This window comes from Streptomyces sp. NPDC054047 (genome assembly GCF_055585065.1).
The window spans coordinates 257888-279652 of record NZ_JBVJKV010000004.1; the positions used below are offsets into that span (position 1 = coordinate 257888).

20 protein-coding genes and 5 pseudogenes are annotated in these 21765 nt (G+C 68.4%); 16 read left to right on the top strand and 9 right to left on the bottom strand.

Features of this window, described 5'->3' with window-relative positions:
* Positions 1-40 precede the first annotated feature (40 nt).
* Together ACZ6ZP_RS17900 and ACZ6ZP_RS17905 are read left to right on the top strand one after the other, a co-directional pair.
* Positions 41-283, top strand: a complete 243-nt coding sequence (locus ACZ6ZP_RS17900; RefSeq protein ID WP_351166809.1) for a hypothetical protein — start codon at positions 41-43, stop codon at positions 281-283.
* 586 nt (positions 284-869) lie between these two features.
* Entirely contained in the window at positions 870-1301 is a 432-nt protein-coding gene (locus tag ACZ6ZP_RS17905) for a VOC family protein (protein WP_351166734.1), read from the top strand.
* Between the two features lie 67 nt (positions 1302-1368).
* Here ACZ6ZP_RS17905 and ACZ6ZP_RS17910 read toward each other — a convergent pair.
* Positions 1369-2135: pseudogene (locus tag ACZ6ZP_RS17910) on the bottom strand (transposase).
* 779 nt (positions 2136-2914) lie between these two features.
* Between ACZ6ZP_RS17910 and ACZ6ZP_RS17915 the strand changes: the two are divergent.
* From ACZ6ZP_RS17915 to ACZ6ZP_RS17935, 5 genes are all read left to right on the top strand, one after another.
* Positions 2915-3187 carry a hypothetical protein gene (locus tag ACZ6ZP_RS17915; protein WP_383824510.1) on the top strand — a complete coding sequence of 91 codons (273 nt, stop codon included), beginning with the start codon at positions 2915-2917 and terminating at the stop codon, positions 3185-3187.
* 472 nt (positions 3188-3659) lie between these two features.
* A complete protein-coding gene (locus tag ACZ6ZP_RS17920; protein WP_383824507.1) occupies positions 3660-4952 on the top strand; it encodes a CpaF family protein in 1293 nt (430 codons plus the stop codon).
* A gap of 230 nt (positions 4953-5182) precedes the next feature.
* The gene (locus ACZ6ZP_RS17925) at positions 5183-5557 is read left to right on the top strand and encodes a hypothetical protein (RefSeq protein WP_351166740.1); all 375 of its coding nucleotides are present in this window, start codon (positions 5183-5185) and stop codon (positions 5555-5557) included.
* 11 nt (positions 5558-5568) lie between these two features.
* The gene (locus tag ACZ6ZP_RS17930; protein WP_383824504.1) at positions 5569-8349 is read left to right on the top strand and encodes a hypothetical protein; all 2781 of its coding nucleotides are present in this window, start codon (positions 5569-5571) and stop codon (positions 8347-8349) included.
* Between the two features lie 715 nt (positions 8350-9064).
* Positions 9065-9670, top strand: a complete 606-nt coding sequence (locus ACZ6ZP_RS17935; protein WP_351166744.1) for a dihydrofolate reductase family protein — start codon at positions 9065-9067, stop codon at positions 9668-9670.
* A gap of 93 nt (positions 9671-9763) precedes the next feature.
* On the opposite strand, the gene ACZ6ZP_RS17940 is transcribed toward ACZ6ZP_RS17935, so the two are convergent.
* Positions 9764-10381, bottom strand: coding sequence for a hypothetical protein (locus ACZ6ZP_RS17940; protein WP_351166746.1), 618 nt, complete (start codon positions 10379-10381; stop codon positions 9764-9766).
* 336 nt (positions 10382-10717) lie between these two features.
* On the opposite strand from ACZ6ZP_RS17940, the gene ACZ6ZP_RS17945 reads away from it, so the two are divergent.
* Positions 10718-11074, top strand: a complete 357-nt coding sequence (locus tag ACZ6ZP_RS17945) for a hypothetical protein (RefSeq protein ID WP_351166748.1) — start codon at positions 10718-10720, stop codon at positions 11072-11074.
* Here ACZ6ZP_RS17945 and ACZ6ZP_RS17950 read toward each other — a convergent pair.
* Positions 11064-11880: pseudogene (locus ACZ6ZP_RS17950) on the bottom strand (IS5 family transposase). The gene ACZ6ZP_RS17945 and the pseudogene ACZ6ZP_RS17950 sit on opposite strands and share 11 nt — an antisense overlap.
* Before the next feature lie 44 nt (positions 11881-11924).
* On the opposite strand from ACZ6ZP_RS17950, the gene ACZ6ZP_RS17955 reads away from it, so the two are divergent.
* A complete protein-coding gene (locus ACZ6ZP_RS17955; RefSeq protein ID WP_351166750.1) occupies positions 11925-12056 on the top strand; it encodes a hypothetical protein in 132 nt (43 codons plus the stop codon).
* Positions 12057-12175: 119 nt separating this feature from the next.
* Positions 12176-12961, top strand: a complete 786-nt coding sequence (locus ACZ6ZP_RS17960) for a hypothetical protein (RefSeq protein ID WP_366464973.1) — start codon at positions 12176-12178, stop codon at positions 12959-12961.
* Between the two features lie 701 nt (positions 12962-13662).
* Here the strand turns inward: ACZ6ZP_RS17960 and ACZ6ZP_RS17965 are convergent.
* The 4 genes and pseudogenes from ACZ6ZP_RS17965 to ACZ6ZP_RS17980 form a co-directional block, all read right to left on the bottom strand.
* Positions 13663-13758, bottom strand: a pseudogene (locus tag ACZ6ZP_RS17965) (GNAT family N-acetyltransferase); the annotation flags it as partial.
* A 443-nt stretch (positions 13759-14201) separates the two neighbouring features.
* Positions 14202-14735: a YrhB domain-containing protein gene (locus ACZ6ZP_RS17970; protein ID WP_351166754.1), complete on the bottom strand. Its 534-nt coding sequence runs from the start codon at positions 14733-14735 to the stop codon at positions 14202-14204.
* Positions 14736-14819: 84 nt separating this feature from the next.
* Positions 14820-14944: pseudogene (locus tag ACZ6ZP_RS17975) on the bottom strand (type I restriction endonuclease subunit M); the annotation flags it as partial.
* A gap of 14 nt (positions 14945-14958) precedes the next feature.
* Positions 14959-15180, bottom strand: coding sequence for a transposase domain-containing protein (locus ACZ6ZP_RS17980; protein WP_351166756.1), 222 nt, complete (start codon positions 15178-15180; stop codon positions 14959-14961).
* Positions 15181-15730: 550 nt separating this feature from the next.
* Between ACZ6ZP_RS17980 and ACZ6ZP_RS17985 the strand changes: the two genes are divergently transcribed.
* From ACZ6ZP_RS17985 to ACZ6ZP_RS18010, 6 genes are all read left to right on the top strand, one after another.
* The gene (locus ACZ6ZP_RS17985) at positions 15731-16483 is read left to right on the top strand and encodes a hypothetical protein (protein ID WP_366464971.1); all 753 of its coding nucleotides are present in this window, start codon (positions 15731-15733) and stop codon (positions 16481-16483) included.
* A gap of 183 nt (positions 16484-16666) precedes the next feature.
* Positions 16667-16861 (top strand): hypothetical protein, encoded by a 195-nt coding sequence (locus ACZ6ZP_RS17990; RefSeq protein WP_383824496.1) that lies wholly within the window; start codon positions 16667-16669, stop codon positions 16859-16861.
* 91 nt (positions 16862-16952) lie between these two features.
* Positions 16953-17516 carry a hypothetical protein gene (locus tag ACZ6ZP_RS17995; RefSeq protein WP_351166760.1) on the top strand — a complete coding sequence of 188 codons (564 nt, stop codon included), beginning with the start codon at positions 16953-16955 and terminating at the stop codon, positions 17514-17516.
* Positions 17517-17683: 167 nt separating this feature from the next.
* Positions 17684-18022, top strand: a complete 339-nt coding sequence (locus ACZ6ZP_RS18000; RefSeq protein WP_366464968.1) for a hypothetical protein — start codon at positions 17684-17686, stop codon at positions 18020-18022.
* 126 nt (positions 18023-18148) lie between these two features.
* A complete protein-coding gene (locus ACZ6ZP_RS18005) occupies positions 18149-19165 on the top strand; it encodes a DUF932 domain-containing protein (protein WP_351166764.1) in 1017 nt (338 codons plus the stop codon).
* A 168-nt stretch (positions 19166-19333) separates the two neighbouring features.
* Positions 19334-19933 carry a YdcF family protein gene (locus ACZ6ZP_RS18010; protein WP_351166766.1) on the top strand — a complete coding sequence of 200 codons (600 nt, stop codon included), beginning with the start codon at positions 19334-19336 and terminating at the stop codon, positions 19931-19933.
* Between the two features lie 36 nt (positions 19934-19969).
* Here the strand turns inward: ACZ6ZP_RS18010 and ACZ6ZP_RS18015 are convergent.
* Together ACZ6ZP_RS18015 and ACZ6ZP_RS18020 are read right to left on the bottom strand one after the other, a co-directional pair.
* Positions 19970-20699 (bottom strand): annotated as a pseudogene (locus tag ACZ6ZP_RS18015) (IS5 family transposase).
* Positions 20700-20801: 102 nt separating this feature from the next.
* On the bottom strand, positions 20802-21764 hold the full coding sequence (locus ACZ6ZP_RS18020) for a C40 family peptidase (RefSeq protein ID WP_366464967.1): 963 nt from the start codon (positions 21762-21764) through the stop codon (positions 20802-20804).
* Position 21765 lies beyond the last annotated feature (1 nt).

Sequence of the window (21765 nt, forward strand, 5' to 3'; positions counted from 1 at the left end):
AAAGCAGGCGAACATGTCGAACGAGAACCGCACAGCAGATATGAAGGGAACGGCGCCAGGTGTCACCGAGAAGCACCCCGTCGGCGCCTTGGTCATCGACATGCGGCGCCAGCGTCTGGGCCGCGTGATGGGGCACGAAGGCCCGTACCTGCAACTGCGCCCGCCGGGCGGAGGCCGCGAATGGGACGCTGACCCCCTCCGTGTGCGCGAAGCGAAGGGAGACGAGATCCTTCGTGCGAGCGGGCACGAGGTGAGTCACCCGGCCCCGGGGCGGACGCCGTGAAGATGAACGCAGTGCGCCCTGACGTGCTCCCCGATCCGAAGACCCTGAGCAATCTGCAACTCTCAGAGCAGGCCTGCGCGTTGTGCGGCCGACGCCTGTTCCGTGATCGGCTGCTGGGCTGCGTCACGTACCGGGATCACTTCGGCAGGAAGGTCACAGCGGAGTTGTGGGCGTGCGCGCCGGCGTGTCCGCGGTGATCAAGACCTGCCGGGAGTGCCGCGAGGACACGGCCGAGCCGATCCCCGTCGGCCTTGAGCCGATGGTCTCCTGCGGCGGACGCGTCATCTACCTCTGCCCGCCGTGCCGTTCGGACCTTGGAGTCCTGCCCCTGTCACAGCACCCCGAAGGCTCCCTCGGCTATGTGCTGTACGAAGAGGGACCCCCTAAGGGCTGTCCCGTAACTGATCTTTGGCACGAGAGTGGTCGGCTGAGATCGGATCCTGGGTCCCACCCTTTGGAAGAGGCGCCGACCTCGGTTCACCCCTGTGACCGCACGACACAGCAGCGGATGGCAGGGGTCGTCCTCCCGGCAACGTGTGGATCCACCCGCCGGGGAGATGAGCAGGGCCCCTGTTATCGTGCGCCGATGTCAACGATCAAGCAGTTCCAAGTGACCTTCGACTGCGCGGAACCTGCGCGCCTGGCCGCCTTCTGGTGCGAGGTGCTGGGGTACGTCGTACCGGCAGTCCCGGAGGGCTTTGCCACGTGGGAGGAGTACCACCACTCGCTGCCGCCTGAGGACGAGATCTACTTCGCGTGTACTGATCCCTCGGGTGTGGCCCCGCGCCTGCTCTTCCAGCGAGTTCCCGAAGGCAAGGTCGTCAAGAACCGGGTGCATCTCTGTGTGCGGGCCGGCGCCGGGCTCGTGGGTGACGAGCGCCTGGCCACACTCGAGGCCGAATGCGCACGGCTGATGGCGCTCGGCGCGAAGCACGTGCTGACGCAGCGCGCCGATGGCGTCAACGAGTCGTGCATCACGATGCAGGACATCGAGGGCAACGAGTTCTGCCTCGGCTGATTCTCCTCCGAGACTGCGAGGGGGAGCCGTCTCCCGGGGACCTCTCAGGTCTCGTATGCGGCAGAAGCTATTCCGTGAGAGCGAGGTTGTGCAGTCGGGCGATGCCGAGCATGGCGTGTCGGACCCCGTCGCCCTTGAGACGGCAGTCGCAAAGGATCTTCCAGGTCTTCATGCGGGCGAAGACGTGCTCGACGCGGGCCCGGACCTGTTTGTGCGAGCGATGGTGCTCGCGCTTCCAGCCCGGCAACTCTTCGCCCGGGGTGCGGCGGTGGGGCATGAGGAGGCCGGTGCCCGATAGCCGCCGTCGGCCATCGTGAGGGTCCTGCCCACGGCGGCCTTCGCGCCAGACTCCTCCCATGCCCGGCAGTCGCTGCGATTGCCGGGCAAAGGCTCACCGACCACAACGACCAGGCGGGTATCCGCGTCAATGACGACCTGGTGGTTGGTGGAGTACCGGTAGTTCTTTGACTGTTCAGCGATGCTGTGGTCCCGGGTAGGCACCAGGGTGCCGTCGACTACCAGCACGGTGTCCTTGGCGAACCGGCGCCGAGGCCGGAATGCGATGAGCGGGCCGAGCTGGTCGATGATGCGGTCGGCCGCCGACTTCGAGATGCCAAACAATGGGACGAGTTGGCGCATCGTCAAGTTCGTGCGCCAGTAAGCGACTACCAACAGCACCCGTTCCTCCAGCGGCAGACCCCACGGCCGCCCCTGGCCCGAGGAACTGGCGCCCTCGCGGCGAAGCGCGGTCACCAACTTGCCGAAGACGCGCGGGCTCAGCCCGGTAAACGGGGCTATCCAGGACGGTTCCGACGCCGTGATCACACCTGACACGATCAAGATCATTGCAGGGCGAGATCACTTACGGGACAACCCTTAGACCGGACGGTGGCGAGCTGGCCCCCGATGTCACCGCTGCCGACCGTGGCGCCCCCGTTCCCTCGTGCTGCCGGAGCGGGGGCGTCGTCTGGCGCGTGAAGCGCCATGCCTCTCATGCCAAGAAGCGCAGCGGACGACGGGATTCCGGTGACGCGAGTGCTGCAGAAGGGCCCCATCCGATGATGGTTGCGATGCAAGCATTTGCTACTGCGTGCTTTATGCTCCAACTTGGCACGCCGCGCTTCGCAGGCTTGCAAGGTTGACGTTGAACTCTCGTTCGCATTCTGAAATTAGTTTGCATCCGCACCTTGAAATGTGTGCGGGAGTCGGGCGTACTGGTACCTGCGCCCGCGCACTCCCGTACGCCGGGCCTGAATCTGCGTCTGTCGTGAGGCGGGGTGGTCATGGTGTGTGAGGAGCGTCGGCTGTGGAGCAGACGGCGGTTAGGGGCGTGTGCCGGAGTCTGCGCAGCTGGGTTGCTGATCGTGGCGGTCTGCAGCGACTCGGTATACCACCCTGCGAGGGGCGAGCGCTTGGCGAGCCGGGCGTTAAGTCCTGCGGAGACGGGGGGCTCACGTACCGCCGTGCCCTCCGAGAGAGCGCAAGAACGGGCGATCGCTGCGTACCTCGGTATGTGGCGGGACTTGGCGGAGGCGGGAAGGAGCTCGGACTGGACGTCGCCGCAACTGGCCTGGCACGCCACGGGACATGTGCTGGATGCGATCTCCCGTGGGATGCACGCCGACAGCCGCAACGGTCTGGTGACCCAGAGCAACCCCGAGAGCTCGCCCCGTGTGACCTGGGCTGATCCGGCCGCCGGTCCCACCTCGGTGATCCTCTCGGACTGCCGGGACTCCGCCCGCTGGCTGCAGTACCGGATGAAGAGCGGTGAGCTCGCCGCCGACCAGCCCCAAGGACGCCAGGCGATCACGGCCGAGGTGAAGGAGCAGAACAGCGGGGAGTGGAAGGTGACGCGCTTCGCGCTCGAAGGGACCGGATCGTGTTGAGGAGCCGGGCGTGCTGCCCCGCGGCGGGTATGACCGTGGAGCCGTCGGCTGGAGGCGCTGTGCCGGCCGGGGCCGACAGCGGCCTGGGACTCGGCGGCGCGCAGCATCCGCATCCAGGGTGCGAGCCCGGTGCCGGGAGGGTGGGCACGGGCGGGCGCAAGCGGGCGCCGCGCGATGCCGACCGGTCCGCCGCATGCGCCGTTCCGGGTGACCTGGCCGGTCTGCCGGCGCGTGGAGAGCCGTCCGGCGGCTTGTTGAGGATTGGCTCGGAGCGCGTGCGATGAGCGGGCCGACGAGCTGGAATGCGGCGCCGCCCGGCACGGCCGCGGGAGCACCGCTACCGCACACCGGGACACACCGCGCTGATCCGCGAGCGGCCGTCAGTAGACCCCCCGAGCTGCCCGATGCTGGCCCAGATGCGGGCTCGGGGACGGTAGCCGGGAGCGGCGACGGCGAGCAGCTCAAGGAGCAGTTGCACCGCGAGCTCGTGCAGCGGCTGTCCGAGCGCCTTCACAGCAACCAGGCCCCGGGCCCGGCTTCCGGCCAGTCCCGGTGGACCGGGGCCGAGCAGCGCGCTGCGGCCGAGACGATCCTGGCGGAGGCCGCCGAGGAGCATGCGCGCCACCAGCTCACGCGTGGCGAGCAGATGCTGCCGCCCGAGGCCGAACAGCAGGTGATCACGGCGGTGTTGAACGAGGTGTGCGGACTGGACGGACTCGAACCGCTGCTGCGCAACCCGGACCTGGAGACCATCAACATCAACGGCGATTGTGTCTTTGTGCGCTACGTCGACGGGCGCCGCGCACAGCTGCCGCCCGTCGCGGGCTCGGATGCCGAGCTCATTCAGCTGATCCGGGGCCTGGCCGCCCGTTCGGGGGCGCAGGAGCGCCGCTTCGACCGCAGCAGTCCACGTGTCAGCTTCCAACTGCCGCAAGGCGAGCGGGTCGTCGCGGTGATGTCCGTGTCCGCCCGGCCCTCGGTGTCCATCCGCCGCCATCGCCACCCCAGCCTCTCGCTGGCCGAGTTGCGCCGGCTGGGCACCATCGACCGCAGCCTGGAGGCGTTCTTGGGCGCGGCAGTCCGGGCCCGCAAGAACGTGCTGGTGACCGGGGGCACCGCGATGGGCAAGACCACCTTGCTGCGCGCGCTGGCCGCCGAGATCCCGCCCGAAGAGCGCCTGATCACCATCGAGGATGTCTTTGAGCTCGGCCTGGACGGCGACCCTTGGGCCCACCCCGATGTGGTGGCGCTGCAGGCCCGCGAGGCCCACCTCCACGGTCAGCCAGCCGTCAGCCAGAGCGACTTGGTGCGCTGGGCTCTGCGTATGGCGCCGGACAGGATCATCGTCGGCGAGGTCCGCGGGCCCGAAGTGATCCCGATGTGCAACGCCATGAGCCAGGGCAACGACGGCTCCATGGCCACCGTGAACACCTCCACCAGCCGCGCAGCCTTCACCCGCTTCGCCGCCTATGCCGTCCAGGGGGCCGAGCGCATGCCGCCGGAAGCCACCAATCTCCTGGTCGCCTCGGCGCTGGACTTCGTCGTCCATCTGGAGCGGTCACGGGACGAACCCGCGCAGCGCGTGGTGTCCTCCGTGCGGGAAGTCATCGGCGCCGACGGCCGGCAGATCATCTCCAATGAGGTCTACCGCCCCGGGCCGGGCCTGCGGGCCGAGCCGGGCGTGCCGTTGCGCTCCCAGACCCTGGGCGCGTTGACGGCCGAGGGTTTCGAGACGGGCCACGGCGGGCTGGGGTGGCCGCTGTGAACACCTCGGTGCCCCCGGTGGCTCTGTGCACTGCCGGAATCGGCTCAGGACCTCGTCTCCTCGCGGGTGCGCGGCACCACCCGGCGCGCTCCGCTGCCCCGGCCCCGTTCGGTGCTGGCCCTCGGACGTGCCACGCATGGCGCGAGCACGCGGGCGGACGCGGGGCAGTGTCGGCCGGTGCCGGCCGGGAGCGTGCCCGCCGTGATGAAGCACAGGCCACCGTCGTTGTCGTGCTTCTGTCCGCGGCCGGGGTGATGTGCACCGCGATGCTGCTCGACGCAGGCCTGGCCCGGGCGGCGAAGGTGAGCGCCACCGGCGTGGCACGGCAACCGGCCCGCGCCGGCGCCCCGGCCATCGACCTCCACGCCGGCCGCAGGCACTTCACCTTGCGGCTGCCCTCCGATGAGGCCCGGATCCGCGCGCACCCCTCCCGCCCGACCACCGGCGGCGCCGGCACCGTGCGCGCCCGGGCAAGCTCTGTGACGGTCAGCGTCACCGTGCGACCGTGCCTGCCGTTCCCGGGCCGGTCCGGCGTGCAGAGCCGGACCGTCACCGTCGCCGGACTGGCCCGCCCCGTACGCGGGGTGGACACCGCAGAACCGTAGGGCGTGCTGCCATGGCGCGTGGACGGCACAGACCGCGAAGGCGAAGACGACAGCGGGAGCAGGGGAGGCCGGGCGCCCAACTCCGTTTCTGGGCGCCACTGTTCGGGCGCGGCATCCTGGCCGCCCTGCTGCTCATCGCGCTGGTGGCGGGTCTTCCGTGGGGGCTCTGCCGGTACGTCGGGTGGCCGCTGCCCGATCGCATCCCGGCCGGGCGGGAAGCCGCTGCCTCGCTGACGGCGCCGCTGGGAGCGTCTTTGCTCCTGAAGGTCCTTGCGTGTGCACTGTGGGCGGCCTGGGTGGCGTTCCTGGGCGGTGTGCTGCGGACGGCTGTCGAGGGCCTGCGACGCGCCGCCGGGGGGAGTGGCCCGGCTGTCGTGGGCGGCCCGCTGAAGGTGATGGCTGCCGCCCTGCTGGGCGCAGCGGCCCTTGTGCTCCTCCCGGGGCGGGATCCGCAGGCATACCCTGCCGCACAGAAGCGGCCGACCACCGCCGACGCTGCGCGGGACTCCGTCTCGCCGTCGCGGGCCGGGCACGACGGCAGGGGCACCGCCGCACCCCAGGAGAGCACCACGACCGCGGTGGTACGCCCCCCACTCAAGGGTGTCCACGACAGTCTCTGGCGCATCGCCGACCGGCGCCTGGACGACGGCGACCGCTGGCCGGAGATCTACGCACTCAACTACGGGCGCCGCCAGGCAGACGGCCACGCGCTGATGGATCCCGGCCTCATCCGCCCGGGATGGGTTCTGCGGCTCCCGGCCCCGCGCCCGGACCCGGGGGAGGACCCTGAGCGCGGGCATCCTCCCGTGCCCCCCACCCGCCCGGCGCCGCCCTCCGGGGGAGCAGAGACCCCGCCCTCCCCGGTCACACCGCCCTCCCCGTCACCGCAGCCCCCCAGCGCCACGTGCGCGAACCTGCCCGAGGGCGTCTTCATCGGAGCGGGAACCGCCACCCTCATCGCCGCTGCCCTCCTCATCGCCCGCCGCCGACGAAGGGGCCGGCACCGGCCGCACCGCAGCGCGCACGACAACGCCCCGTTCGCACCCGTCATCCGCGCCCTGCGCCAGCCGAGCGAGCAGACCCCGCCGCCCCCCGCATCCGCCGGCGATCCGGCCAAGACCCCACGGACCGAGGCGCCCCGCACCGGCGCCGGCGACAGGGCCACCGGCCAGGACGACTCGACAACGGCCCGCACGCCGCCAGCGGCACCCACTGCCCGTGTCCTGGGGGTCAAAGACGGCCAGGACCTGGCCTGGGATCTCGCGCGAAGCCGCGGCCTGGGTCTGGTCGGCCCCGGCGCCCTCGACGCGGCCCGGGCGCTTTTGATCGGCCTCCTGGCTGAGCGCCGACGCAAGGGTGCTGCGGCGGCGCAACTCGTCATGGCCGCGCCTGACGCAGACCGCCTCTTGGGCAGGCACACCGCTGCGGTGCCTGCGCGGCGGCTGCGTATCGTCGCGGACCTGCCCCAGGCGCTGCAGCTGATGGAGACCGAACTCCTCTCCCGTACCCGGGCACGCTCCCATGCCGCCGCGCTCGTCCCCTCCGCCGTCCCGTCGGAGATCGTGCTCATCGCCGCGGTGCCCGCACAGCAGGAGCAGCGCCTGCAGGCCATCCTCGACAACGGCTCAGCGCTCGGCCTGGCCGGCCTTTTAATCGGCCAGTGGCGCGCGGGAGGAACCCTGCGCGTGCGCGGGGACGGAACCGTGGGGGCCGCGAATCCCTCGCACGCCGCAGCCTTCGCCGGGGCCCGCCTGTTCACCGTGCCGCCCCGGCCCGCCGGAGCGATCCTCGATCTCTTCGCCGAGACATCCGCAGAACGGCCCGGCAGGCGGCACACCGATCAGGACACCGGAGCACCACACGGCGTGTCCGCGCCGCAGGCAGACGGGCCCAACGGGCCGCCCACACCGCCACCCGAGCAGACGAACAAGCCCTCCAGCGCCGAGATAACAGACACGACAGCTCCTTCCCAAGAAGAGGCACCACCGGCCCCACCATCCCCGCGCCACCAACAGCCGGTACGCCTCTGCGTCCTTGGACCCATCACCCTCACCTACCAGGCGGCCAGAGCTGCGGAACCGGTAGACGTGACCGGCGCGTTGGCGCCCAAGCAGCGCGAACTCCTTGCCTACCTCGCTCTGCACCGTGACGGGATACGACGCGAAACGCTGACGGCGGCCATCTGGCCCCAAGCCCCCTACACGCGGCCGTCCAATGCGTTCCACGCCACCTTGAGCCAGCTGCGCCGGAGCCTTCACGAGGCCACGCACGGAGTGGTCCACGACATAGTCCGGCGCCGCGATACGCGCTATGGGCTGGACCCGCAGCAGGTCAGCGTCGATCTGTGGGAACTCAAAGACGAGGTGAAAGCCGCCAGGACGAGGGAGAGGGCCGACGAACGCCAGGCGGCCCTGTGGCGGGTGGTCGGTCTCTACGCAGGCGACTTCGCGGACGAGGTCGCGGGGGAGTGGCCGGAAGCACCGCGCGAAAGCCTGCGCCGCGAATACCTGGACTCTGTCAGTGCGCTGGTTCGTCTGCTGCGTGACCCCGACCCGAACCGAGCCCTTGATCTGCTGGAGCAAGCCCGGGAGCGAGACCGCTACAACGAGGCCATCTACCGCGACATTGCCCGCATGCAGGCACATCTCGAGGAGCACGACGCCATCCCGCGCACGCTCGAGCTGCTCAGGAGGGCCCTGGCGGAGCTGGACCAGCTCCCCAGTGCTGTGACGCTGAGGCTCTTCGCGGCTCTGCAAGCCGCAGAGGGGCGGCACAAGAGCACCTCCGAGTGAGGCAGTTGACGGGTGCCGGGGAAGCCGCTTTCGCAGCCCCGCTCGCGCCGCCTCCCCGCTGGGCGGTCGTGACGCGCCCCACCGGCCGTACGGCCTCGCCGGGCAGCGGCGTCAGCAGTGACCTGCGTGTGCGCCACATGGAACTCGAGCAACCTGTTCTGCTGTGACCTTGGATTCGGGGGCTGCGGTCGGACTCCAGCCTGATGGCACGTTCCGTGGATGGTGGCCGCATCGCAGCCGTGCCGCGTGTGAGCTGGCGCGGATGACGGGCATGCGGCTGCAGGAATGGTCCCCCTGCTGTGCCCGAGGAACACCGCGAGCGTATCCAGACGTCCCCGGGCTCAGGCACGGCGATGCGCCGCAGCTCAGGATCCATGTCCTTGATCACGTGGGTGACCGTGCACCCGTCCAGGACCCCGCGGGCTCTGGCGCCGTCCGTGTCCAGGCGCTGGACGACGCACAGCTCCTGGCAGCGAGGCTGGCTGACTACCCCATGTGTCAGCTCTGTAACGCGCTCATGCGGCGGAGTGATTCAGTTGGCCCTGAGCGCTGTACTCGGCCGGGCTGGGCGTAACGGCTGGCCTGGTCCGTTCGCGGGTGGGGCCGAGCTGTGCTCTGGCAGGACTCAAACCGCTGTCCCCACTCCACAGTGCGGCCGATGAGTTTCTTTCTCGCAGCCGGTCCAAGCTCATGACACCTCAGGAAAGGAACCGCCATGTCGGAGCTTCTGGTCGACTTCATCACCTCCCTCGACGGCTATGCATCTGGAGAGGGATGGCCCGGGTTCTGGGGCCTTGAGGGCCCGGAGTACCTCGCGTGGCTCGGCGAGCAGCCCGAGGTCACCTACCTGATGGGAGCGAAAACCTACCGCCTGATGTCGGGCTTCGCCGCCGGCGAGGTCCCGAGTGGTCAAGACGAGTTCAGGCCCGAGGAAGAGGCGTCCGTCGACGGGCTCACGCAGGCGTCCAAGGTGGTGTTCTCCTCCTCACTCAAGGAGCCACTGACCTGGGCCAACTCCACGCTCATCCGTGACGATGCCGTCGAGGCGGTCCGGGCCATGAAGTCGAGGGGGTCGGGGCTCCTCAGCACGATCGGCAGCCTTAGCTTGTGCCGGTCCCTACTACGAGCCGGACTCGTCGACCGCTTCCGCGTCGTGATGTTCCCCGTGATCACCGGGGCCACGGGTGAAGAACGCATCTACGACGGGTATCCGGACGTCGCCCTCGAGATGACCGAGCACCGCACCTTCGACGGCCGCACCCAGCTGGTCGAGTACAAGCCCCGCGTGCTCGAGCATCCCCCGCTCAGCGTCCCTGCGTGACCTCGTCCCGTCCGCTGGTCCGGACGGCCGCCAGACCGGCGGTGTCGAGCTTGGTCTTGTTGTAGGCGGAGCGGCCTTTCCGTCGCGTGGCGCCTATGCGTCAGCCGCTCCTGCTCCCTCCGGCCCGGCGGGAGCAGGTACGGGCCCGCCTTCCGTGCTCGCGGTCGAACTGCCAGGCGGCAGGCCCTTTTGCGCCCGCAGGTATTCCGCGTCCGCCAAGCGCAACTGAGCCTGTGCCCGCATCTTGTCGGCCTCGGCCGTTCCTTTCGATTGCACCAACGCGGCTATCCCGCTGAGGATCGCCTTCGCGAGCAAACCGGTCATCGTTCCAAGGCTCACAATGGCAACGACGACCTCAGGCGCACTATCTGGCCCAAGGCGTCGCTCCTGCCAGTCAGACAACACGCTTTCAGCGCCCCACAAGGCGCATCGCGCCAGGACGTAGAAGACGGCAATCGCTACAAATGAGGCGACCACCCGGTCCATACCCAAGACGCGGTACAGCAGGCCGACGCCAAGCGAGATCATCACACCCGCCGGGATCCGCAGCCAAGCAGGCCCACCCATCACCAGTGGATAGGAGGCGGCAAGAACGCCGATGTAGACCGCCACGATGCCCAGCTTCGTGCTCCACGGCAGCCAAAGGTCTTCCGCCGCGGAGCCAGATGAGTTATCTGCCGACGGCCCACCACGCGGTTGCAGCTCACCCATAACACTCATCATGTCGGCGCCCGCCGCGCGCCACATGCCGGTTGCGGCAATGCACGGCCGCCACCGTCAAATCCTTCACACGGAGCGGGAGATGCATGGTACCTGGCGAGCACTGCAGGTCTGCGCCACCTGTTTCCCGATCCCGGAAACCCCTCACCATCGCCGCCCTGCACCGCCACCATGAAGGCACGCCCCACGACATCGCCGCGTCCGTCGCTGCGCACCCCCACCCACCCTGGGTTCAGCGCCGTCCCCTAAGGCGTCGCTTCTTTTGGCTGAAGCGGGTGCTGATGAGCAGCCCAGATGGGTGTCAGTGTGGTGTGAAAGTCTCCGGGCATGAGCTACGACCTGGCTGTCTGGGAAGGCGAGCGACCGGCGGATGACAAGACTGCCGGCCTGGTCTTCAACGTCCTGCACGACCGCTATCTCGACGGTGAGGTCGTGGAGCCTCCGTCTGAACGCATAGCTGCCTACATTGCCGCGCTTCTGGAGCGGTGGTGCGACATCACCGAGGACGAGGAAGAGACCTCGCCCTGGTCGGTCGGGCCGTTGATCGAGAGTGCACGCGGTCCGCTCATGTACTTCGGGATGGGCTGGAGCAGGGCAGAGGAAGCTTCGGCTTACGCGGCAGACTTGGCGGACTCGATGGGACTGGTCTGTTTCGACGTGCAGGAGAACCGGCTCAGGCCCTGAGCAGGGTGGCCAATCGGCGGTGACAGATGAGGGCTGCGGCTATGCCGACGAAGGCCAGGAAGTGTTCTGCCATGCGCTCGTATCGGCGGTGGCGCCGACGGCAGCCGGCGAGCCAGGGCACGGTCCATTCGACGACCCATCGGTGGCGGCCGAGCCGTTGTGGGGTCTCGATGCCCTTGCGGGAGATGCGGTGGCGGATGCCGCGTTTACGGAGCCAGCGACGCAGGTGGTCGTAGCCGTAACCCTGGTCTCCGTGGAGCTTGGCGGGGCGCCGTCGACGAGGCCCTCGACGGGACCGAATCGGCGGGATGCCCCGCACGAGTGGTTCCAGACCGAGGCTGTCGTGCATGTTCGCGCTGGAAATGCCCAGCGAGAGCGGCAGTCCGTACCGGTCGGTGATCAGGTGTATTTTCGATCCAGGCTTGCCACGGTCGGTCGGATTCGGTCCCGTCAGAGGCCCCCTCTTGCAGCCCGCATACTGACCGAATCGATCGCGCAGCGCGACCAGTCCAGTTCCCCGCGGCCCCGAGATCGTCGAGGATGACGCGGTGGAGGCGGGCCCAGACCCGGGCCCGGCTCCACTGGTCGAAGCGTCGGTAGACCGTCTGCCAGCTACGGCCGAACACCGGCGGCAGCTGCCGCCACGTGCAGCCCGAGGTCGCCACGAAGATGATCGCGGCCAATGCCTGGTCCCCCGCTCGACGTCGGCCGCCACCTTGCGGACGTATGACTTCCGTCCCCGGCACCACCCGCCGGAACAGCACCCACAGCTCGTCCGGCACCAGCCGCTCAACCAGATCCGTCATGCACGGTTCAACGAACGATCACACCATAGAAACGACGTCTAGGGGTGGCCGACGAGCGCGAGGACGGCGTCGAGCCGATGGCGGTGGCCGACGCCGTGCTCCGCAGACGGTGCTGGTCCGGCTATGCGGCGGTCGGCGGTCTGCTCGTTGTCCTCAACTGCGGCTGGACTGGGTGAGGCGAAAGGGCCACGCTGGGAAGCCCTAGCGGAGATTGCTTATCGAATCCCTTGCGGTTCCGGCTGCCGGTTCCGTCAGACACCTGCCGGAAGCGGCGTTCCTCCGTCACGCTGATGCCATGAACGACGAGCGGCGTGAGTCTCTGTACGAGCACGGGCTGGCAGTCGCCAGAAAGAATGTCAGCGGCGTACGGATCGCGGCGATTCTCTTCCTGGCGTTCGTATCCGCCCCAAGCTTCTATGGCTATGGGGTGTGGTCCTGGCGGGTTCTGTTCTTCGGATGGTTATTCCTGGGCTTCACATTCATGATCACTCCTTCCTTCGAGCATCGGTTCGCCGAGAGGTGGAGCCGAAAGATGACGGAGGCTGACCGCGACCTGCCCGCTCCGGACAACCCCGCCTACGCAAACGACTTGCGCACTCCGCGAGTACCGTCACGCTCGCCGGACCGGGAGGCGTACCTGGCCCTCACTCTCTTCGCCATCCTGACCTTCGGGCTTTGGCAGCTGCTCTTCTCCGTTGACGTCGCCGGCCTCGGGCCTGTGGATGCGCCTGCGATTGCCGCCCTGGCTGTCAGCGGCCCGACCCTGATCGCCCTCGGGATCGCCGCAGTCCCGCGCCTCCTCCGGGCATGGGGAGCCAAGGCGAAGGACACGGGGCAAGGCAGCGGCGCCGCGTCAACCGGCGAGGCAGCCGTCATTCGCGCGGAGAAGGAGGGAGAGGCGGCAGTCCTTAGGGCCCAAGCCGAGCTGAAACGGGCCGAAGCTGAGTACCTGCGGGCGGAGAAGGGCCTCGAACCACTGCCAGCCCCGCAGCTCCCGCCTCCGGATCAGCCGCCCGCCCTGCCATCGGGATCCGGTAACGGGGCCTCGCCAACCGGGGCACCGCAACTGCCCTCAGTCTGAACCTCGCGTTGTTCTCCTACGCTGAGAAGTGAGGAGTTGCCGTGCGTGAGGGCCGTACGAGGGCGTCGTCCTCGGACTGGGTGATCTCAACGCGGCCGGTGTCGCTGTGTCCGTGCGGCGCCGGAAGCCGGGTACTGATGGACGGACAACAGGCAGACGAATGGCAGTGGCACAGGAGACGCTGGCCGGTACGGCAGCTCACAACCGGAAGAGCAAGAGGACGAAGGGCACGACGAACACTTCGCCCGCCGCCCCTTCCACCCGCTGTTCAGCGAGCGCTGAACGAGATGGGCACGGCGGCAGCGCTGCGAGCTCGCTACGCCTCGGCCCTCACGGCACCGGGCTACCGGCCGCTCTGGGTCCTCGACATCGAGAAGCTGCTGCTCCGGATCCAAGGCCCAACCTGTCGTCTCAGCAGCCCTGCAAGCCAAAGTCGACCGCGGAGAGGGGCATATCGGGACGGTCAGTGTGCAGCACGCCTACAGCAGGTTGGAGTGGCACGTCCAGTCCACGCAGGAGCGCTACCAGAACCTGCAGGACCTGGAACGGGCTTCTGCGACGGCCTCGTTCCTGGGGCGACGAGCAGCAGGCCGCGTTGCGGTGGGCTCGATGTCTCCTCGCCGCCCCTGGGGTCCTGGTCTTCGACGTTCAGACCACGGGGCTCTCGTCCCCATGGGCGATACAGACCGCGGTCCTCGACTGAAAGCCGCTCGGTCCCGGGCCTCGGGCTTACGGAGCACGAGCCGCTCGGTCTTGATCGGGGCAGGCGGCCAGGCGACGGGTCCGAGCTCGGCCATGCCGTCCAAGTAATCAGCAGGCCCAGCAACGATCAAGGCTCGCGGGCCGATCAAATGAACGGCCCGGGTTCCGCACACGCCAATGCGGCCGCGCAAGCCCGATCCCATGTGCCAGCCGCCAGGCTGGCCAAAACCCACCCTCTGGTGATCAAGGACCGCTCGGCTTCGTCGGCCGCCTGGTGGACTGGGCCACCCAGATTTCGGCCGCGAGCTGCAGATTGTCGGCAAGGGCCGGCGAGGCTTCCACGTACGACCGAAACGGTGGGCAAGCGAGCGCCCGCTGTCGTAAATCATCGCCGACCGACGCCTGGCACGTGACTACGAGACGGGCCCGGCGCATTCGGAGACCATGGTCCGCTGGGCGATGATCGGCATCATGGTGCGTCGATTCACCCGCCGTGGATCAGCGACACGGCCTGGGCCTCGGCCTCTCGACAGAACTGCTACTGGTCCGGGGCAGCCAGCGTTTCGATAGGCAGAGGTGGACAGTTCTCCTCTTCTCGGGTGAGGTTCGCCAGCTCTTCTGATGGCTTGGCTCCATCCCGGACGGCCATGACGTAGGTTCTTGCCTCCTGCAGGCTCAAGCGCGGGGCTTGCTTTCGGAGGCGGCTCATCGCGGCCACGACTCCGGCGGAGTTTAGGAGTGCGCGGGCCGAGGTGGCCAGCGGGTCAGGCGCCCCGACGCCCTTGATCTGCCGGAGGTAGAGCTCCTCCCAGTCCTCGGCTAGCCAGGTGGTGGTGGGGATGTGGTGGATGCTCCCGTCGTACCGATCCACCAGGTAAGGGCCGCTGCCAACCAGGTTGTCGCGCGGATCACGGGTGCGGGCGTACTCCGCCGAGTTCCAGAAGACGAGCCAGCCGACCGCGTGCTCCTCCACGTCGTAGACGGCCAGCGCGCGGACCGGTTCCGCCCATGTCAGGCGCTCTGCGGGCACCAGCGACTCGACGAGTTCGACGGCGCGTTCCTTGGAAATCACGCCCTCATCATTCACCACAGGCCAACTGGGCTTTCGGTCACGCTGGGCTTGCGCGCTAAGATCGCAAGCGCGGTCTCATCAGGGCCCGGTCGCCGTCCAAGGCCGGCGGGCGTCGTACTCGGACAAGCCGCCGAGTTTCCAGAGCAGCGCCTAGCGGTCCCGCCGCAGATTCCCGCGTGCGGATTGTCTTTCGTGAATTCATCGATCACGCGGCAAGAGCCTGCTATGGGCTGCTCATGGGCCGCATGTCGTCCAGATACGGGGCCGGCGAAAACAGTGCCAGCCCCAGCACGAAATACACCACCAGCCGGGCGGGAAGCAGCCATCTGTGCGGCTCAGACCGCCCGCCCGCGGCCACCACCCTGTCCACTAACCCCGACGGATACACCCGGGTCAAAAGACCCAGACCCGATTGATCAGACACACTCGCAGCCACCGGCACCACCCCCGGGACCCACTGCAAAACAGCCTGCGCTCACGCCTAGCGCAACGGTATTGCCTCTACCCCTCCTCCAGCGGGTGGCATCCGCAGCCTTCGGGGACTGCCCACGTGCCTGCCTGCTAGAGAGGTGCCCCCCTGACGGACCTTGTTGCAGGTCGCCGCGGTCGTCACGCCTTCCTGCGCGGCCTGCAACTCCCTGTCCCGCAGGGGCACTCGGAAAGACATGTCGGCGGGAGGGGTGGCGAAGGTGCCTCGGGCCTGTTCTGTCTCCGGATAGTTTTCCTCTTCTTGAATTCGCGATGCATTTTCTGGTCCTTTCTGGGCTGGCTATTCTCGGATTGGGCGCCTCATTGCCTAGGCTGGGGTGTGGGATTTAATTCTGACGCCCCACCTCTGCCTGGGTCTGCGGAATTCATTATCTTGGTGGAGCCTATTGAATTGCAGCGGGAATGCGGGATAATCGAATTGTCTAGATGCAGTGCAATAGGTGCACGGCGCGGATGATCGGAGAGCGATCGTGGGCAATTCGGCTCTAGACGTCACAGCAGAACACATGGCGCAGGTGACGCCGGACGATTTCAGGGAAATCCAACGCAAGTCTCGCGCGTACTGCCGCGCCGTGGATGGCACGCGCTCGCGCAAGCGGATGGACGGCAGTGCGACCGTATCGGGCGCCGGATTCGCGCCGTACGGAACGGACGATGTGAGCGACGATGTCACGCAGGATGCCGTCCTCAGGTTCGCCAAACGGCTCGGGGAAGTCACCGGGCGGTGCGCCGTCGCCGCGCAATGGATCGCCACGCATGCGCCGGCTGCCTGGCAGTACACGAGGCGCGATGGCCACACCATCGTGGTCAACCGTGCCACCCTCCAGTACTGGGCCGTCCGGGATGCTGCCGCAGTCAACGGTTACCGGCTGGATGTGCAGCCCGACGATGTCGACGCGCAGCCCGGCGCGCAGACCATGCGCGGCATCCTGCACGCCGACACGCTGCAGATGCTGGCCGTGGCCCCCTGCCTGGCCGCGCACAGCGGGGCCATCTTCCGGGCGGCATGGGGGAGCGGAAGCGGCTACCGGACCCTTGCGCTGCTTCTGGGAATCGCCGGCCAGGCCGACGATCTGGGGCGGGCAGCCGTGTTCGGGAAGGCGGCGCAGACGCTGTACGGAGGTCCGCTGAATTCGTCGTCCAAGGTGCAGCGCGCACGGGATGCCGCCGCACTGGAATGGCGTGACTTGAGCAGGAAGTTGGATACGGCACGCGATGAGCTCGTCTACCGTGGCGCACGAATGAGCCGCGCCGCATAGAAGCCGTGAGAAAGGCTCCGGAGAGGATCCCCCAGATCCTCTCCGGAGCCGTTTTTGATTTCCGAAAATCATGGGAAATTTTTCCCGGTGATCGGTAATTGGGGACGTCCGTGGCCCGTATCTATATGGCAGCGAGAAAGTGCTCCGTATCCCAAATGGGAGCGAGTAGAAGGGAGATTCCCCATGGATCCCGATGTCGCACTCATGCGGATACGGCGCGCCGTTGAAGGACTCGATTCCATTGCCGCGAATCCTGCACAGGACTGGAGCGGCGAACTGATCGACGTCCTGGAACACGTCGCGGCACTCGATGAGTGGATCAGCTGCGGTGGCTTCCTGCCGAGTGACTGGAGTTCAGCAGCTCAGCCCGGCCGCTAGCAGGCCCACCGCTTCTCCGAACGTAAGTTCCTGCCCCGCCGGCGCGCGGGGGAGGAACTCTCCCTGGTCTGCCAAGGAGGTGCAAGAGGCCATGTACATCCGCGGAGTTTTCCCGAGTGACTTTCGCGAACTGACAGCCGACGTATCCAGTGATCGCTACGAAACCAATGTGATCGTTGCCCCTGGTGCGCACGTCGCACGCAACCGCGCCACCGTGGCGCGCCTGCGCGTGGCCGACAGCCGCGGCTTTGGCGCGCGCACGGCCGCATCCGGCCGGCACGGGCCCTACGCCTGCTGGCACGCCTACCGAGACGTGCTGTTCCTGCTCTTCTGCACCTACCCGGCCGCCACCGTGCGCACCTGCTGCGCGACGTACCGGGGAATCCAGGGCTTCGAGGAGAACTTCCAGATCACGGAGTATCACAACCTCGGATCCGCGTTGCATCCCCGCTATCTCCGCGACCTGTGCGTCATGGCGCGCTGCGGAGATCCGCCGGACATCTGGGACATGCCATGGCCCACGCCGGCGGATGACATCGCGGCGCGCACGTCCAGCGAGATCGAACAGGCCGTCGACGCCGTGCCCGACGTGGGCTTCACCGGACCGCCCAGCCTGCAGGGTGCTCCCGATCTCGCCTACAGCCACGTCCGCTGAACCCTTCTTGAGCGCCCCGCCCGTCCGCTTTCCCCACCCTTCGGGCGGCGCCTGCACCGTCCCGCGAACATCGCGACGCCGAGTGCCTGTCCGAGTGCCCGGGCGTTTGACAGGCCGTCCGCGGCCGGACGCCGGGGCCTTTGCCCCCCGAAACGGAGGCGCACAGCATGAGCACGCCCGAACCCCCCGCGATCACACACGTGTGGTCCGCTTTCGGTCACCGCTTCTACAGCGATGGCGGCTGTGACGGCCACCCCGACGGCGCGTCGTGCGAACGGTGCATGACCTGCGGCGCCGTCTACGAACTGCGGCCACGCTCCGATGATCTGGGCGGCGGCGACTACACGGCGGCCAACGGCGATGACCCCGCCGCGTGCAGCGGCGACACCCTCATGTGCCACGGAGACGAGCCCTGCCAGGCCGACAACGGCCAGCCGTGCCACGGCGCAGCACAACCCTGCCCGCACGCGACCCATGCCTGCAACTGCCTGCTGTGCACCGGATAGACAACGGCGCGCGACAGCACCCGTGAGGTGCCGCACGGCCCGTTGAGGACCTCCGCGGGGGCAGACGGGCGGCCCGCTGCCGCCCGTCCGCCCGCGCACATCGTCAACGCAGAAGGGAGAAAGACCATGTCCAAGGAATCTCTGGAATGGCTGAACGCGAACACACTGATCGGGTTCACCGACCAGCGCGGCAGCGCATGGCACTACCGCGCGGACCTGCAGAGCGCCCAGACCAATCACTACCCCGGCGCCATCCCCGTCGACGACGTCAAACGGCGGCTGTTCGGATGGCAGGCCGTGGCCAGCCCCGTGTATGTGGAGAGTCCCGTCACCGGCGGGCTGGTGCCCGCCCCCGAGCGCCGGGCCTTTGTTCGCAGCGACACCGGGCACGTGCTGGGCATCTTCGGCGACGGGTATCAGGCACACGCCTACGAGGAGTGGCTGATCGACACCATCGCGCAGCTGCTGGATGCGGACCTGGCCATCGGATCGGCCGGGCTGTTGCGGCAGGGGGCGGTCGCCTGGGTGTCAGTGGAGGTGCCGGAGAACATCGTCACCCCCGAAGGCGTGGAATTTAGGCCGCACTTGTTCGGGGCGACGAGCTTTGACGGCTCGCTGGCGACGACCTTTAAGCGGGCCGTGACCAACATCGTTTGCGACAACACGATGAGCGCGGGACTGGCCGAGGCCGGCCAGCAGCTCAAGATCCGCCACTCGCGCTACTCGCAACTGCGGCTGGGGGAAGCCCGCCAGGCGCTGAACATCGTCTACGAGATCGCGGACGATTTCGCCGCCGAGGTCAAGCGACTGTGCGAGACGACGGTGACCGATCGGCAGTGGGCCGACTTCCTTGACGCGCACGCCCCGCTGCCGCGCGAGCCGGGACGCTCGCGCACGATGGCCGAGCACAAGCGCGACAGCCTGGAGCGGCTGTGGCGCAACGACCTGCGGGTCGCCCCCTGGCAGCACACGGCCTACGGGGTGCTGCAGGCCGTCAACACCTTCACGCACCACGAACAGACGGTCCGCGGCGCCGTGCGCGCCGAACGCAACATGCTGCGGGCCGTTGCCGGCGGTGTCGACGATCTCGATCTCGGCACGCTGCGGACGCTGGACCGGGTGCTGGCGGGCGCCGCGGTCTGAGCCGCAGGACGACAGCACGCAAGGGGCGGTGGCCGGTGGCCGAGCACGCCGGGGCCACCGCCCCCCTGAACGTGACTTCGCCTCCGCTACTCCGGGACGGGGCGGGGAGTACCCGCAGGTATGCCTGCGCCTTCTCTGCCGGAAGCCGCGGTGTCCTAGAGTCGCCGCATGCGACGAAGGACAGGACTGCCGGTAGCTGGGGCTGCGCTTCTGGCCTGGGGCGAGTGGTTGAACTGGCGCTGGTCTCGCGCCCTCGTTGGAAGCAGCGTGGGCGCATCCGAAGCCGTGGTCGTGTTGGGCTACCGGAACCCACAAACGACGGCGAACTTCGTCAACCGCTGGCGAGTTCGTGCTGGAATCCGCTCCGCTGCCGCTGACGGTGCGCGAGGCACTCGCGTGATCTTCAGCGGTGGTGTTACCGGCAACGGAGCTGCGGAGGCCCAGTTGATGGCTGACTACGCGAAGTCGGTGTTGGAGTTCGACGGCACGGTGCTTCTCGAAGACCAGAGCGCGACGACATGGGCGAACATCACGAACGTGATCCCGCTTCTGGAAGATGTTGACCGCATCAAGATCGCTTCCCAACCAGCTCACGCGCTCAAGGCCCGTGCGTACTTGCGGCGGCAGCGCCCTGATCTTGCTGAGAGACTCGTGCGAGCGGATGACTACCGCCCTGGCGAGTGGATGGTTGGCAAGCCGCTGCTGGCCCTGTACGGGCTTTGGACGCTCCGCGGCCTCAAGGCCGAAGAACGGAAGGTCTCGCTGTAGACAGCCGCTCTCGCGTCGGGCGTCACAAACGGTGATTCATGAGCCGGCGCCAGCAGATGAGTGCGCAGCCGAGGTGAGGACGGCTTCGTGGATGGCGTCGCGGATCTCCCAGCGGATCCGTAGGCGGCGAAACCACTGCAACTGGGCGAAGGCGCGCCCCACGAACCAGCGTTGGGCGCCGAGTCCGGAGCCGTGTTCGCCCGTCGACCAAGCAGCGGTGTCACGCCGAGATCCCAGACCAGGCGGCGCTAGTTGTCGTGGTCGTAGCCGCAGTCAGCCAGTACCACGCCTGGTCGGCGGCGGGGCCGGCCGCGCTTGCCCCGAACCGGGCACAGTCCGGAGAAGCGCGATCAGCTGGGTAACGTCGTTGCGATTCCCGCCGGTCACGGTGGCGGCGAGCGGCATGCCGGAGGCGTCGGTCAGCAGGTGGTGCTTGCTGCCGGTTCTGCCCCGGTCAACGGAGCTTCGTCCGGTCGCGGATGGGAGAGCCGGCAACGGCCGTCGGGGAGAAGTTCAGGGCGTTTACGCCACGGAGCTCGGCCAGGAGGACCGCGTGCAGCCGGGGCCAGACCCCGGCTTTGGTCCACTCAGCTAGGCGGCGCCAGCACGGCATGCTGGAACCGAAGCCGAGTTTTTGCGGCAGGAGTGCCCAGGCGCTCCCGGTGTGCAGCACGAACAGGATGCCCTGGAATACCAGCCGATCCGGGGGCCGTTTGCGTCCGGGATGCCGCGTCCGACGCTCAACCTTCGATACAGCGGCGATCACCGCCTATAGCTCAGCATCGACCTCCCACGGCTTCGGCCGCGCCACCCCACACCCCCGGATCATCGGTCACGGAGTGATCCCACTACCTCAAAGATCATTTCGTCAGGAGTTCTTAGTGGGTCGGGTGGCGCCCGCATAGTCGTCGCCCGCGTAGCGGTAGGGGGCGATCCTGATGTTCTTCGAGCGTCCCGGGGCATCGATCATCTTGCGGTCGCCGATGTACAGGCCGACGTGGTGGATTCCGCCGTCGGGGCGGCCGTAGAAGACGAGGTCACCGGGGAGCAGGGGTGCTCCCCGGGGCAGGCGCGGGCCGGCGGCGTATTGCTGCTGGGCGGTGCGCGGGAGGGTGATTCCCGCGGCCGTGTAGGCGGCTTTGGTCAGGCCGGAGCAGTCGAAGCCGGGGTCGCCGGCGGTGGGGCCGTCGCCGCCCCAGACGTAGGGGAGGCCGAGCTGGTCTTGGGCGTAGCTGACGGCCCGGAGGGCGGAGCGGGCGGGTGCGGCGGAAGCTGCGGTGACCGGTGTGCTGGCGGGGTGGCTGCTGCGGTATGTGCGGGCCTGGGCGAGGACTTGGGAGACGTACCAGTCCGCATGGTTGTACGCGAAGATCGCTGCGCGGAGGTCGGCGTTGTGGCGTGCTCCGGATTGGCACAGGTAGGCGGCGGCGGTGTGGATCGCGTCGTGGGGGTTGTAGGGGGAGGGCGGGGTGGCACCGCCGCGGGGCGGGGGGCGTTTGGCGATGACGCTGTCGAACGTCGGGCGCAGGAACTGCATGGGGCCTTGCGCCCCGGCGTAGTTGGATCCGCTGCGCACGCCCGGGAGCGGGGAACGGCCGTGATCGGTTTCGATCTTGCCGATGGCGGCGAGGGTGGACCAGTCCAGACCGGGACAGGTGGCGGCGGCCGTGCGGTAGAGGGCGAGGTAACTGGCGGGGATGTCGGCCAGGGCGCGGGCGCTGGGGCGGATGGCGCCTGCGGTGGCGGGGGAGAGCAGGCTGCTGGCGCCGGCGGCTATGGCCAGGAGGAGCAGCAGGAGGACCCCGCCCACCGCAGCGAAGAGTTTGCCCATG